This window comes from Endozoicomonas sp. ALC013, from assembly GCF_049310205.1.
In the GTDB taxonomy this organism is placed as follows: Bacteria; Pseudomonadota; Gammaproteobacteria; order Pseudomonadales; family Endozoicomonadaceae; genus Endozoicomonas.
Genome location: NZ_JBLYNS010000065.1, coordinates 14,661 through 28,366, shown reverse-complemented (window position 1 = coordinate 28,366; position 13,706 = coordinate 14,661). Strand labels below are relative to the sequence as shown.

The 13,706-nt window shown below is 48.7% G+C and carries 13 protein-coding genes; 3 read left to right on the top strand and 10 right to left on the bottom strand.

Annotated elements, in window-relative coordinates; translation table 11 throughout:
- Positions 1-339 (bottom strand): transposase family protein (locus ACO6V1_RS13240; RefSeq protein WP_422467157.1); only part of this gene is annotated, 339 nt, incomplete at its 3' end.
- Positions 340-485: 146 nt separating this feature from the next.
- On the opposite strand from ACO6V1_RS13240, the gene ACO6V1_RS13235 reads away from it, so the two are divergent.
- Positions 486-1,598 (top strand): hypothetical protein, encoded by a 1,113-nt coding sequence (locus ACO6V1_RS13235; RefSeq protein WP_422463204.1) that lies wholly within the window; start codon positions 486-488, stop codon positions 1,596-1,598.
- A gap of 148 nt (positions 1,599-1,746) precedes the next feature.
- Here ACO6V1_RS13235 and ACO6V1_RS13230 read toward each other — a convergent pair whose 3' ends face one another.
- The 6 genes from ACO6V1_RS13230 to ACO6V1_RS13205 form a co-directional block, all read right to left on the bottom strand.
- Positions 1,747-2,046 (bottom strand): hypothetical protein, encoded by a 300-nt coding sequence (locus tag ACO6V1_RS13230; RefSeq protein ID WP_422467155.1) that lies wholly within the window; start codon positions 2,044-2,046, stop codon positions 1,747-1,749.
- The gene (locus tag ACO6V1_RS13225) at positions 1,994-2,743 is read right to left on the bottom strand and encodes a hypothetical protein (protein ID WP_422467153.1); all 750 of its coding nucleotides are present in this window, start codon (positions 2,741-2,743) and stop codon (positions 1,994-1,996) included. The genes ACO6V1_RS13230 and ACO6V1_RS13225 overlap by 53 nt, the downstream gene beginning before the upstream one ends.
- A 105-nt stretch (positions 2,744-2,848) precedes the next feature.
- The gene (locus tag ACO6V1_RS13220; RefSeq protein ID WP_422463202.1) at positions 2,849-3,829 is read right to left on the bottom strand and encodes a thiamine pyrophosphate-dependent enzyme; all 981 of its coding nucleotides are present in this window, start codon (positions 3,827-3,829) and stop codon (positions 2,849-2,851) included.
- Entirely contained in the window at positions 3,786-4,574 is a 789-nt protein-coding gene (locus ACO6V1_RS13215; RefSeq protein ID WP_422467152.1) for a 4Fe-4S binding protein, read from the bottom strand. The genes ACO6V1_RS13220 and ACO6V1_RS13215 overlap by 44 nt, the downstream gene beginning before the upstream one ends.
- A 14-nt stretch (positions 4,575-4,588) precedes the next feature.
- Entirely contained in the window at positions 4,589-4,810 is a 222-nt protein-coding gene (locus ACO6V1_RS13210) for a 2-oxoacid:acceptor oxidoreductase family protein (RefSeq protein WP_422443778.1), read from the bottom strand.
- Between the two features lie 261 nt (positions 4,811-5,071).
- On the bottom strand, positions 5,072-5,287 hold the full coding sequence (locus tag ACO6V1_RS13205; RefSeq protein ID WP_422467150.1) for a hypothetical protein: 216 nt from the start codon (positions 5,285-5,287) through the stop codon (positions 5,072-5,074).
- Positions 5,288-5,854: 567 nt separating this feature from the next.
- Between ACO6V1_RS13205 and ACO6V1_RS13200 the strand changes: the two genes are divergently transcribed.
- The gene (locus tag ACO6V1_RS13200) at positions 5,855-6,082 is read left to right on the top strand and encodes a hypothetical protein (protein ID WP_422463198.1); all 228 of its coding nucleotides are present in this window, start codon (positions 5,855-5,857) and stop codon (positions 6,080-6,082) included.
- A 34-nt stretch (positions 6,083-6,116) separates the two neighbouring features.
- Here ACO6V1_RS13200 and ACO6V1_RS13195 read toward each other — a convergent pair whose 3' ends face one another.
- From ACO6V1_RS13195 to ACO6V1_RS13185, 3 genes are all read right to left on the bottom strand, one after another.
- Complete coding sequence (locus tag ACO6V1_RS13195; RefSeq protein ID WP_422467148.1) at positions 6,117-8,615, bottom strand: DUF4116 domain-containing protein; 2,499 nt, start codon at positions 8,613-8,615, stop codon at positions 6,117-6,119.
- Between the two features lie 74 nt (positions 8,616-8,689).
- Positions 8,690-10,216, bottom strand: coding sequence for a PEP/pyruvate-binding domain-containing protein (locus ACO6V1_RS13190; RefSeq protein WP_422467146.1), 1,527 nt, complete (start codon positions 10,214-10,216; stop codon positions 8,690-8,692).
- A gap of 179 nt (positions 10,217-10,395) precedes the next feature.
- Complete coding sequence (locus tag ACO6V1_RS13185) at positions 10,396-10,758, bottom strand: hypothetical protein (protein WP_422443786.1); 363 nt, start codon at positions 10,756-10,758, stop codon at positions 10,396-10,398.
- 348 nt (positions 10,759-11,106) lie between these two features.
- On the opposite strand from ACO6V1_RS13185, the gene ACO6V1_RS13180 reads away from it, so the two are divergent.
- Positions 11,107-13,635, top strand: a complete 2,529-nt coding sequence (locus ACO6V1_RS13180; protein ID WP_422467145.1) for a hypothetical protein — start codon at positions 11,107-11,109, stop codon at positions 13,633-13,635.
- The last annotated feature ends 71 nt before the right edge of the window (positions 13,636-13,706 follow it).

Sequence of the window (13,706 nt, the reverse complement as noted above, 5' to 3'; positions counted from 1 at the left end):
GCATGTCTTGCATTCAACCCTACGCATTTTGTAGAGGAGAAAAACCCTGATTCCCCAGAGAGGGACAAACTCGAAGCGACGTTCAGTAAGACGGTCATAGCCCGGAGCTGGTTGCTGACATCCTGAGCAAATAGCATGGCCGTTCTTGCTTGGGACCACGATGACATTGAATACTTCAGAGCCTTGATAGAGACCGAGTTTTACATCCTGATAAACAAATGACTTGAGTTTATGAACTTTATTGAGGATAGTTTTTATCAGCATCAGCGGCGTTTCTTCTTGTTTTTGTCTGCAAATAAAGACATACCTGAAATCAGCCGCTGGTGCTTTTTTCTTCAAATTTTTTGATTTCTACCCACAGTTATCCCTGAAGAGCCTGTTTTTATGTTTGGTTGAAATAAACAAATGGTGAATGAGTAGTGAAAGGGAGGAACTTTTATAAGAAAGCGTGGTCTTAAGCTGCAATCCAATGATTCGATAATTCAATGGATAAACCAACTTCTTCTCAATTAAGTCCAGCCCCTAATGGCCCTTCTAATATTCAAGGCACGCCTTTAGCTGAATCTGGTGCAACAGGTCAGGCTTTTTCCCGGTTGGTTACTGAAGTTCGACAACCTGTAACTAACCATGACATGACTGACCAATCTACAAGTTCAGATAATCAAGGATATTTAAATCCTAAAAAAAAATGGTTGGAAGATTTCGCTGTACAAAATCAAACTAACTACAAAGAATCACCTGCAATTGCAGTAGCTATACCACTGGAAAATTATCAGGTTGCAGAATATGACCCTGAAAATAATACTTTTTTGATATACTCCTTCACAAAGGGTATTCAATCAACCTCACAAAACTCGACAGATGTTGATACCAAACTTAATCCACCTATTCAAATTCCTAATCAAGAGGACATTGGTAATTTTTCTAAATCTACATCGCCGATTGCGATTATTACCCCACAATTGAAAAGTGAATATCTTCAACAGTATACATCGCCTGCAACTCAAGCCGAAGAAGCTATTGATGAAAGTTCTTCACAAATTGAATGCCAAAGGGAGCTTCGCAAAGCTCCCACTTACGCCGAGCGCAGAAGGGAGCGCCAAAGGCAACGCCAAAGGGAGCGCTACCAGGCAGACCCCGCTTACGCTGAGCGTGAAAGGGAGCGAAAAAGGAAGTGCCAAAGGAAGCGCTACCGGACAGATCCCGTTTACGTCGAGCGCCAAAAGGAGCGCCAAAAGGAGCGCCAAAGGAAGCTTCGCAAAGATCCCGTTTACGTCGAGCGCCAAAGGGAGCTCCAAAGGGAGCGCAAAAGGGAGCGCTACCAGACAGATCCCGCTTATGCCGAGCGCCAAAGGGCGCTCCAAAGGGACCGCCAAAGGAAGCTTCGCAAAGATCCCGCTTACGTCGAGCGCCAAAGGGAGCGCCAAAGGGAACTTCGCAAAGATCCCGCTTACACCCAGCGCGAAAGGGAGCGCAAAAAGCAGTATCGTCAGTCAGCCAATTCAGCTAAAAACTCAGTTAATTTACCACCGACTTCTAAATCAGCTGAAACGACCCCGAGTTCCAATAAAAAATTTTTTAAACAACAAAAGGCTTAATAAAGAAAGGAACCACAAAGGCTCAAGATTTTTTCTGAGCTTGCCTGAGCAATGTCAGGCAACTCAATAGAGGCACCCTTTTGCCTTCGTGGTTCAGAGCTTATAAACCTATTGCAACACCATCGAAGCATGGGAACGAAGCAACAGGTCAGTGCTTCCTCGCTCCATCCACGGTACAAATGTAGTTGGCCCGTTCAAAGGCTTCCGGGTTGGCCACAGAGCGCTGGCTCATCAGCCCGCGCATGTCATTCAGCCCGACAAAATCCCGCTGTTTCAGCCACACTTCCAGGCCTTTTAACAGCACGGACACATAGTCCGCGCCATTGCGGATCAGTGCAGAAGCCAGCATCACCGTATCCGCACCACCGAGCAAATATTTGATAATGTCTTCATGGTCATAGGCCCCTGATGTGGCCGCCAGAGAGGCATGGATCTTGCCGTGCAGCACACTGATAGCGCAGTGGAATGCCGATCTCACCGGCTTTACTGATTGGCCAGTTGGTTTCAACTTGCATATTGTTGAGATTAAAGTCCGGCTGCAGCATCCGGTTGAACATCACCAGGGCATCAACGCCCATCTCATCAAACTGTCTGGCCATATTGCCGAAGGCACTGAAGAATGGATCAATTTTCAGGGCAATCGGAATGGTGACACTGTTTTTTACACTTCTTACGACGTCCAGATAGACGTCCTCAACCTGACGTCCGGTAATTTCCAGCGAGGGTGGATTGTAATAAATATGCAGCTCGATACCATCCGCTCCAGCCTGCTCAATCTGTCGGGCATAATCCATCCAACCACCCTCCGAGCAACCATTCAGGCTGGCAATCACCGGGATACCCACGGCTGCCTTAACTTTATGAATGGTGTCCAGATATGCCTGCGAACCACGTTCCAGGGTCAGGCCGGCAGGCAGAAAAGAGGTGGCCTCCGGAAACAGGTCATCTCTGGACAGGGCAATCCGTTCTTCCTCTTCCTGCTCCCGGCGAATCTGCTCTTCAAACAGGGAAGGCAGAACCACAGCTGCGATACCGGCCTTTTCCAGACGCTGGATACTTTTCAATGTAGACGTCAATGGACTGGCTGCCGCTATTAACGGATTTTTAAGGCTTAACCCCATATAGTTGGTGGTCAAATCCATCATCTTTACTCCTCAATCACCACAGAGACATCAGAGTGCTATTTCTGCACCCTGGGCCTCGTTCCCGGGGGAACGATGGATTAACTCTGTGTCTCTGTGGTCACTTTATTAATGAACAGCCGACGCCTTCTCAGGGACAAAGTCCATGGCATTGTGTGTTGCCATTTCCTCATAGACGCCCCACTTCCGGTTGATCACTTTCTGGGCCTCGTCAAGAATCGCCTCCGCTTCATCCGGACAGGCAATATTCAGGGCCCGGTAGCGAACTTCACCACGGATATACTCCGTCAGAGGCACACTGGGTCTGAGCGAGTCCAGTTCAAACGGGTTCTCATGGTGCTCTGTACGACCAGGGTTGTACCGGAACAGAGGCCAATGGCCGGAACGCACAGCCAGTCGCTGCTGCTCCATACCGTGGGTCATGTTAATGCCATGGGCAATACAGTGCGAATAGGCGATCACCAGTGAAGGTCCGGGCCAGGCTTCAGCCTCACGAATGGCCTGCAGTGTCTGCTGCGGGCTGGCCCCCATGGCAATCCGGGCCACATAAACATTGCCATAGGCAATGGCCTGCAGCGCAACATCTTTTTTGGCGGACCGTTTACCTGCCACCGCAAATTTTGCCACCGCACCCATCGGCGTGGATTTTGACGCCTGGCCGCCGGTATTGGAATAGACTTCGGTGTCCATGACCAGCACATTGACGTTACGGCCACTGGCCAGCACATGATCAAGGCCGCCAGAGCCAATGTCGTAAGCCCAGCCGTCACCGCCAACAATCCAGACGACACGTTTCAACAAACGGTCCAGCACAACCTTGAGGCTTTGTGCTGCTGGTGTTTCTACCTGTGCAAGTTTTTCCTGCACCTGCTGCAGTCGCTCTCGCTGATTTTGTACATCAGCGTCATTCAACTGAGGTGCATGGATGATGGCATCCACAAGATCAGCACCCAGCAGTTCCCGGAAAGCCTCCAGCTCCAGCATCGCCTGCTCCGCCTGATGGTCACTGGACAGACGGAAGCCAAAGCCAAACTCGGCATTGTCTTCAAAAAAGCGAGCTGGCCCAGGCAGGTCCACGCCCTTCAGCATTTTTTGACCATGGCGTGGTTGGCAGGTTACCACCATAAATGGAAGAGCAACCGGTGGCATTGGCCACCAGCAGACGATCACCAAACAGCTGGGTCAGCAGTTTCAGGTAGAGCGTTTCACCGCAGCCACCACAGGCACCGGAGAACTCAAATAAAGGTTCAAGGAACTGGATACCCCGCACGGTGGAGAAATCCACCTGACGGCGATCATTTACAGGCAACTGCTCAAAAAACGACAGATTCTGTTTTTCCTGCGCCAGTACCGGCTCCTTGTCCATCATATTGATGGCGCGATCACCACTCTTTTTGGGATTACGAACCGGGCACGCTGCCACACAGAGACCACAACCGGTGCAATCCTCCGGGTAGCACTGCAGGGTGTAGCGGGTTTCCGGGAACCCACGAGCGCTGATGGCTGCTGACTTAAACTCCTCCGGTGCATTCACCAGGCTGGCCTGATGGTAGAACTTCGCACGGATAGCCGCATGAGGGCAGACCATACTGCAGTTGCCGCACTGGATACAGGCCTCTTCATCCCAGACCGGAATCTGCAGGGCAATATTGCGTTTTTCCCAGCGGGTTGTGCCGCTTGGCCAGGTACCATCCACGGGTATCTGACTGACCGGGATCAGGTCACCCTGCCCACTAATCATACGACTGATGACTTCTTTAACAAAGTCAGGTGCCTGCTCAGAAACTACCGGCTTCTCTACAGACGTTTCACCGGGTAAATCGGCATGCGCCATATCTGAAGGGATGTTTACGGCGTAGAGATGTTCCAGAGTCTGATCACCGCCCGGAAGTTTCGCTCAACAACATCTGTACCTTTGCGTCGGTAGGTCTTGTCAATCGCCTGCTTGATACGGGCAATGGCCTCATCCCTGGGCAGAACACCGGACAGGGCAAAGAAGCAGGTCTGCATTATGGTATTGGTTCGGTTGCCCATACCAGAGCATTTCTGCACAGCAATGATCAAGGTCATGGGAAGTGCTGATTACATCAATTTCAAATGCTCATTCAGCCTTGTGGCTCCTTCATCCGTCCAGTTTCGATAAGTTGGTCAAAAATCTCTCCTTCATCAAATAGCCCTGCTACTCTCCTGAGAGTCAGAAATTTCAACCTCAGTTTCTCGCAATCCGTACTACGGTGGCCATTTTCGGACCAACTCCCGGAATTGCAAAGCTGAAACATGTTATTTCCAGCAGGAGTAATCACCATGTTGACAAACTCGTTGCAAACCCCATCACAGCCCTGCCCACAAATCCCTGGCACCGACGACACCAGGGATACATTCAACAGCCAGATAATTTCCTTTCATGGCAGGAACGCCGAAAGGCAGGCTTGCCCTGCCAACTCCGGGACATTTATTTGTGCTGGTAACGGAAGCAGTCTTCTGCCCGGTAATAGGCTGTGCTCCTTTGTCCTCACAGCGATTCAGGCCAGTGGCAACCTGATGCACAATGCCGCAGAATTTGCCGCAGGACAGGTGATGGGTTCCGATGACATTGACTGGCTATGTCCAGAATTAAAACAGAGCCTGGTGGCTTTGGCGACATTATCCACTCTAGTGCAGACGGCCGGGGCGGCCCAAGTGTTAAGGAAATGCAGACCAGATCACCATTTTGGTTGTGATCTTCGATTCTGTTTTCCGTGTGGGTATCGTTATAATTGTCGTCCCTTAGCGATCCGATGCAATGGCAGAAAAGAATGTCCACCATATAACATAGATGAAAGAGGATGCACTCAACGAACTTGCGAAGACTTGGGGCGCAGGTATCTGTGTGGCAACTCAACATGCAGTAACACCCCATGCTCAACTCCTTCCCCTAAGACTACTACTGGGCCAACATTATCTTCCATAAATACCAGCTTTACCCCATCTTCCGTCCGGATTTTTGAACCCCCGACATCGTTCTTTAATCAGACAACCAACTCAACCAAAACATCCCCTTTACGGACAAACGACACCAGCTCGCCTACCTCTGGCAATACGCCCGAAACAGTCTCTGCGGTGGTTATTGGCGCGATGATTATTCTAGGTGCCTTGACCGCACTCTATTGTGTTAGCAGCTATCAAAGTTACCGGGTACTGAGGCGCAACGATGACGAGTCATCAACTTGCCAACTGATTGGCAGGGCGCTTGCCAATCCAATGTACTTTCATACACATCAACAGCAAGCTACCGACAGACGGGCTGATGTTGAACTGCTGGACTCCCCGGACCGGAGTAATCCGGAGAGTTTTCCAGTTTGATAGGGCAAGGGTTTCATTCGGGTTACTACTGAAGCTACACCATTCCATGCTCCTTACGTATCCGCTCAGAAGCATATTTGATAACTTTCGGATCAATATCCATCGCCATTTTAAAAAAAGCTGTGTCATCTTTCAGGGTTTCAGAGAGAGCTTGAGACATGTAATAAGATTCACCACATTTTACCAACCCAAGCATTATTGTCGGGTCATCACCGTAAGGCCGCCAATATAAAAACGAAAGGTAACGCATGTTTAAATCCAATACTTGTAACATGGCATTTCTGACTGTTTTTTTGTTGCTCATGACCTGAACCGTGTCGAAAAATTGATTCTGGTGGGCGTTAGCCGCGGCCCTGAGCACTTCAGGATCATCCCAGAACTTCTCATCGGCATGCAGTAATGCCTTCGGGGTGTGGGCTGCAGCATTCAAGACAACCTCTCTGTCCTGCTTTAATTCACTGGGCAAATATTCAAGCAACAGTCCATTTAATTTGACCAGTGGTAACATCAGTTGCTTATCACTCAGCCAGTCCGTTTTTGCTTTGACCAGTGGAATCATCACTTGCGGACGTAAAATAAGAAGAAGCTTGATGCATTCCTGATTATGGGTGAAATCATCATCTGAAAGTTCAGGCAACTCATCATTAAACTTAGGCACGCGGGTGGCAGCAAACCTGATGAGTTTGCTTTGTGGCCCCTCACCAAAAAGAGTACACAATAGATTTTGCAGTTCCTTGCATGAATCGTTGGAACCGATGTCAAAAAGTACGGACTTTAATATCCACTGGTTATCGTCTTTATCCAAACTGTCTATATGCAACCTTAGCCCGTTAAAGTTATCAAAAGATGGCATGCCAGGCGTTAGTTCGGAAAAATATAAATCTTCACTACGGCTTTTAATTAACAGATTTATTGCTATGAGTAATTGATCCCGGAGCCGTCTAGTAGAGTGTACCCTGCTAATTTCACAGACGATTTCTCCAATTGATTCATTAATTGCAATATTGCAGCTTTGCCCGGGATGGGAGCTTGCCACTGCATTCATCAGTAACGCCAGCTTAAAAAAACGCTTGCATTTCCCATCCAACCCTTCAGGTTTCGTGCATCCTAGCCACCTGGAGTTGAAGTCATCAATCATCCTGACCTTCAGGGTTCTACCTTTGCCACCGGGTCCATCCTCCATTACCTCAATGACGCCTTTGTGATAATTAATTTGGGTATTGATAATGCACACACCGTCCATATTCAACACAGTATTGTCCAAGCCAAATCCCTCAAGAGCTGCTGCACATTCATCTGTGAATATGTCAACGCTGTTCGGTGACGGGAAATTAACCATGGTCAACTTTTTGGATTTTTTAATTGTTTCTCCCTGCCCGGAAGCTACGGCAATATCACCGAGCATATCCACAAACCATTGGTGAATCAGAAAGACGATATCGTGAATGGAATCCACTTCATCCGCTTGCCTTGGCAAACTCAGCTGCAGCAACGAATCCCGTAATGCCAGGCAGTCCATTCGCCACTGACGGAAACAGACCGGGTCAGGCAGCAGTTCCTGCGCGGTAGTCAGCCCCGCGGTTACTGCTACCAGCTGTGTTGCCACACGTTGCTGTATCTGGTTAACCCGACCTTTCAATACCTCCAGCCTGGCCAGGGCAGTAGTAATTTTATTGGTGGTTTCTTTCCCTTTTGCGCCGGTGAGCAGATATTGTTCATAACTGAGCAACAACGCGTCAGTATCTGCCAGTAGATGGGCAATCTCTTCTTCCAGCTTCAGCAATACCTCTGCCCGCTGGGGCGACATGCTTAACAGCAGATTATTATCCGGTGACAGACACTGGTTCAATAGACGATCACGGCTGAAATAGTGGAGTAACAGGCCATTTAACCGGTTCAACTCCCGGAATTGCTCATCAACCCTCATTGGACTGTGCTCTGCAGGCTGCCATTGGTCGGTATAGGCGATAGCGGTACTGAAATCACCGCTGACTGCCGGCAACATACTCTCTGCAAACTGTTCATACTGGCTGCCGGCCAGTAAAAAAGCACCGGGCTGTTGGTCAAACTGGCCACAAACCAGAGTCACTTGCTGTCCCTCAAGACCTTCACCCGCTGCCTCATCAGTACCGGTAATAACACAGGGTTTACCGGCCTGGAGCAGGGTAATGGCCACATGGTCGCCACTGCCTCCCTGCTGGAAAACAAAGCCACCTGCCTTAGCCAGAACCTCCGGTGCCAGCATCCACAGTTCACAGTGTGGTGCCATAATAATGGCCCCCTGGGGGATGTGACGGCTGAGCTCACCGGGCTGTAATCGGATCAACGGCCCCTGGCACAGCCCTTCACTCACCAGCCTGCCAGAACAGATAAATTCCGTAGGCCTGGCGGCGGAAAATTGCCTGCCCCCGCAAAGGCGTGTCATTGGGCGAACCTGAAGGATGACCACTTCGCCCTGGTGGTTAATGGCAAACTCAACGTCCACCGGACAACCGAGCAGGTTTTCCAGCTGTTCAATATAGTTATAACCCACTTTCACCACCAAAATAGCGTAATCATTTGATTTTGAAGCATATATTCTATTCGAATATATGGTTGGCACGATATTTAATCGTTTAAAATCAAAATGTTACCAAGGGGTGGTGAAGGTCGGTTATAAAGCTGCCTAACTGAAGACTCTGGCAGTGTTTGCGACTGCCCGTCAGCAATGGGCACCAGTTTTTCTGCAGCACTGTTGTTGCCCTGCGGGTCAAGTACAAACGTACTGGTAACATTGCCTGCCGTGTAAACAGGGGTGATGTTATGGCCACGGGATATGGTGTATCGGTGCGGGGTAATACCAAATTGACCGGCAACCGCCCCTTTGGGTTGTCCGGGCACAAACTCAATTTGTACTCTGTTATCTTTAAAGCCGGTATAGCTCATTGCCACACCGCCAAACCGGCAGTCCACACAGTGTTGCATGACCAGGGCCATCGGGGCGGGCATGGTCGAGGCGCAAACCTCCGGGCGATAACCGGAAGCCAGCACCTTCAGGCAGGTGCGAACAATATCATCCTCACCGTGCACCAGTGATTCGTACTTGCCGGCCTGGGCGTCACCGTAGCCATCCTCTCTGGCACCGGAGCTGCGTACGATGATTTTCTGATCCGGCTGACCCTGGCACAGCTCTTCAAAGAGTTGGTTTATGGCCCTGGCAGTCGGGTGATCCTTAACCAGCTGATAAAAGGTTTCCCCGGCGATAAACGCCGATAATGCCGCCAGTTGTTGCTCGCGGAGTTGTTGATCAGCGGTGGCATTAACCCGCGTTTTCAGCTCATGCAAGCTGGTGGTACTGCCGGAACAGAGTGACTGAATACCCGGTATTGCCCGGGCCACAGTGGCAACACTGACAGGCAGGTTTTCCAAAGCCTGTGTCTGTGCAATCTCCAGACAACGGAAGTCAGGTACCGGAATACCGTGTTCCTGCATATGTTTCAGGAACATGCCTTTGCCACCGTACCTCGCCCGGTAATCAGGCTCAGGTTGGCTTTGCCTGCCCACGACACTTTCCGCCCGAGCGGCAGAAGCATTATCGGTATTGTTGGTATCAGGCTGTGCAGAAACACTGTGTTGGCTCTCAGTACCTGCCGAGCTGCTTTCAGGACTGTTCTGAACAGCGGGCTGCACAAATGCATCCTCATTTCCCGGGTTATGGGAATTGGTTACCAAATGCTCTGGCTGTGATTTTACTGGAACAATATTCGGTGGTTGAATTCGATGGCTGAGTAAAAACCGGTCTTCTTTGGGTACAGGGGCAACCGGTTCAGGGGATGAAAACCGGTTTGTTTCCTGAGTAGTGGCCGGTGTCTTGGTGTCATCCGGGGCTGCAGGCCCGGGTGTTGCAGTCTGAACCTGCAAGTTGCCCGGTGGCCCATAAGTCACCGTCCTGCTGTCAATTTTTTTGAAAAGAGCCGTTGTCAGCCCGGAATCAGGATAAGTGTTGATGTAAATCCGGGCTGCGGCGACTGAGATGGTTCTGGATTTGCCGGAAAAGCAGAAGACAGCGAACAGGGCTTTACCCAATCCAGCAGTTTTGTAGTTGTACTGAATATTTTCCAGCCAGCTCAGCTGGACGGAGGTAGACGGGATCATATTAAAATCCTTTTAATTAATTAGTTTTTTTGTTTTGACCAGTCAGACCAGAATTAGTTCAATTTTACCGACCTCCCGGAATATCTACCCAAGAGTCTGAAGGAGGCTGTCGGACTTAAGACTGTCCGGGGGATCGAGTCCAAAAGCATTTCCACGCTCGGTCAGTCGGTAATGGTTATCTACAACATGTTTTCTAACTTCAAAAGCAACTGATACTGGGAAAAATTCACAAAAAAATCCTGTTGATGTTGAGTCGCGGTATTGTCTTGCTGGCTTAAAAAGTGGGGCAGGTAGTTGTCTAATACATTTTCAAATAACCCAACTTCTCGATCACTCAGTGATTTATAGGCATCTACAGCAGCAACTGCTGGAATATCCGCCTTGTTATACTTGAAATGCAAAATGGCATCGAGAATATCTTTTCCTGCATTTGAAACTTTAAACTTTGAAAGGATACCTTTCTGATTGACTGCTATCGCTGTTCCCCGATCAGCACAGTGACCAGAACCTGAAAAGCTACCCGTTTCTGATAAACGATTCATCAGATTTACACCCGCTGAGGCTTTTCGTCAGGATAGCTTTTCAGTTCACCCTTATCGATTTAATTCCCAACGAGAGCGAAAACACTCATTGCTTTATCGTTGCGCTTTTTGAAGGGTGTTTAAGTTGTTAACCAAATCAGGGAACTTAATTGTGTACGTTCAATCGAATCCCTGAGAAAGAACGGTAGATCGAATCGAAATTGCTTACTGGTACTATCTGTCTAAGTCGGAGCCTGTATGAATCCTGCGGAATTATTTACTTGTTCAAACCAAAATCCTGACCAGATTGTTGACGATTTCATCACATCCCAAGGCTCCTTTAATGGCAGCTCCATAAGCAATGCTGACATGGCCTCAAGACAATTAATCCCGCCAGATAATACAGCGGCTCAACAGACCTCCAGCCTCAATCAATACGACAGTATCTCAAGTACCTTCGGCATTCCTTACCTTTCCGGTCTGTTATTAAAAGCGGGAAAGACGGCCACATCAGAACATGCTGACCCGGTTGACCGCAGCCGTGCCAGATCTAAAATCGAGCAATTACTGCAAACTATCCAGGGCACAATCAACGGAACCCTGAAGCCGGGCTCAAGAGCGCCGATTGCTGATACCCCGGTTTGGTTAACACCCGTGGTAATGACCGGGGGTTTTATCACCGGGCAGCTGGCAGCCGGAGGGCCACTGAGTCACTATGAAATAGAGCTGGCCAGTCAGTTAGGACTATCAGTAACCAGCAATCTACCCGATGATCTTGCAAACATCAGGTCAGCACTTAACCAGATCTGGTTTACTGAACCGTATTCCTGCCACCTCGAGACCATGCTTCTAAACGGCAAATACCGTGTAAACACCCCCGAAGAAGGGGTTATGTTAATTCTGATGGCGCTTCACCGGTCAGGACACGATGACGAGGCTGAACAACTGATTGAAACCATTTCCCCATATCTGGGAAGGGTCAGGTTTTTCCCGGAGTCGGCCGAACAGCCCCTGCCATTAAACACGGACGAGGCCATGAGAAGCGTGGCAGATGTACTGACTCAACTGGACAACCGCTTTGGCCCTGCCCCTGAACACAAATCCAATAACCGGCTGCGGCTGGATCAAAATGCCCTGGTATTTGATCAGTGGCTGCCACTGAAGGATCGGCTTGTGGCACTGATTCAGGGCACAGTAGAAGGGGATTTACCTTATTACACTGAAGGGGAGCTGTGCGGCGGCATGCCTCTGGCCAGGGTCACAACAGAGTGGTTTGAAAAAGCCTCACAGTACCTGGCGGATAGAAAGCAGATAACAGAGCAACACCCCGAATTGATGTATCGTACTACCCGTAAACGTGGCAGTGAGCGGATTCTGCAACGTTCACTGGAAATATTACTGGCGTACCCGCCAGAACATCGGTGCCCCTCCGATACGGAAGGTTTTCAAAAAATCCAGTTCACACTGAGAAAAACCCTGGCAGATATCCATCGCAAGCAGGGATTACCTGACACTGAACGGTATCAGCAAGCACTGAACCAACGCCAGGGCTGGCTTGAACACTATCAAAAGAGATATCACACAGGTCATTCCCTGATCCATCAGCTACAGCCGTTAAAAGACTGTGTTCAGGTAAAACCACAGGACCTGAACATGGACACAGCAGGATTGCCCAAACCGATAAAAAAATTACTGGCAGCAATTCAGTCAAAACCAGTGATTGAGCTGCTTGAACGGGGCGATATCACCTCTGCTGAAGTACTGGCCAGCAAATACCTGAACATCGCCGCCATTGTCAAAAGTGACAGCATACTTGACCCCAGCCTGGCCGCCTTGTTTGCACAACTGACACAGGCTTTCTTCAAACGACGATCTGTCCTTCTGCTGAATCTTCAACATCAGGTCCGGATGGATGAACTGCCCTGGGTAAAACATTTACAGGCAATCACCCCCTTCGACCAGGACAAAAGAGTCAAGAACGCAGAAAAGCTTTTAACTGATATGGTGACTCAAGTCTTTACCTATTTTCCCCAGACCATTTTGCCCAATAGATTTCTCAAATCCCTGGGTCAAATGATCGAAGAACTTCCAGAACTCTCTTTAGAGCCTCCGCTCACTGAAGAGCTTGCAGCCGATATATTCATGCATAGATTCTCTGATAAATTCCTCATGGCTGCCAAACAGGCAGCCAGCCTGATGCAGGGAACCCTTTATGAAACATATTACGGACTTGATTACAGGAGCATTGCCAACCTTAAAACGCCGGATGCCCTTTATTATCTGTGCAAGCAAAAAAGTGGTGTAACCAAAGAAAGCCGCGGGTGGAGGGATTACGCAACTTTTGAAAATGGCAAGATCATTGAATGGCAACAGATAATCACCACGCATAACCTGGCCACGTTGACTGCATTGACCAATGCTTTAGACTTGCCTGAACTGTTTAGCAGTGAGAGTGGTAAGACATTGAACCACAAGATTGCCCGCTGGATAGTGATCAAATGTGTACGCTATAACCCGGCCAATCCTGATAAGATAAGGTTGCAGGAACATAAAAATATTGCCTACGCTTTTCGTCAGATGATATTTTTTCTGTCTTTTCAACCCCACGATGCTCAATTATCCGTATTGGAAAAATTAAAAGTCATCCCTCAAAATCTGGCACGTAAAATTACTGATCTCTATATTGAAACACCAGAGCTTGTCAGCTTTGATGATATGAATGTTATTGAAATGATGGCAGCGGGTGAACATGATCGCGAACTTTTGAAAAAGAAACAGCGGCTAGACAGACTGAAGAAAAAGAAAGAACAGGTAGACACAATGATTCATTCTCTGGAAATGGTTTTAACTGACCATAAGACACAAGAGTCCTATAAACCATTTGTGGCCTGGTTGTAATAATTATTTAACTATGTCATTTCAGTTAACTTTTAACCAATAAACTTCATAACTCTAACCAACAGAATAAG

Coding starts and splice junctions, on each gene's coding strand:
- ACO6V1_RS13185 (WP_422443786.1), bottom strand. CDS start 10,758: ATGAATCGTTTATCAGAAACGGGTAGCTTTTCAGGTTCTGGTCACTGT.
- ACO6V1_RS13220 (WP_422463202.1), bottom strand. CDS start 3,829: ATGCTGAAGGGCGTGGACCTGCCTGGGCCAGCTCGCTTTTTTGAAGAC.
- ACO6V1_RS13180 (WP_422467145.1), top strand. CDS start 11,107: ATGGCCTCAAGACAATTAATCCCGCCAGATAATACAGCGGCTCAACAG.
- ACO6V1_RS13190 (WP_422467146.1), bottom strand. CDS start 10,216: ATGATCCCGTCTACCTCCGTCCAGCTGAGCTGGCTGGAAAATATTCAG.
- ACO6V1_RS13215 (WP_422467152.1), bottom strand. CDS start 4,574: ATGGCGCATGCCGATTTACCCGGTGAAACGTCTGTAGAGAAGCCGGTA.
- ACO6V1_RS13210 (WP_422443778.1), bottom strand. CDS start 4,810: ATGACCTTGATCATTGCTGTGCAGAAATGCTCTGGTATGGGCAACCGA.
- ACO6V1_RS13225 (WP_422467153.1), bottom strand. CDS start 2,743: ATGATGGATTTGACCACCAACTATATGGGGTTAAGCCTTAAAAATCCG.
- ACO6V1_RS13235 (WP_422463204.1), top strand. CDS start 486: ATGGATAAACCAACTTCTTCTCAATTAAGTCCAGCCCCTAATGGCCCT.
- ACO6V1_RS13200 (WP_422463198.1), top strand. CDS start 5,855: ATGATTATTCTAGGTGCCTTGACCGCACTCTATTGTGTTAGCAGCTAT.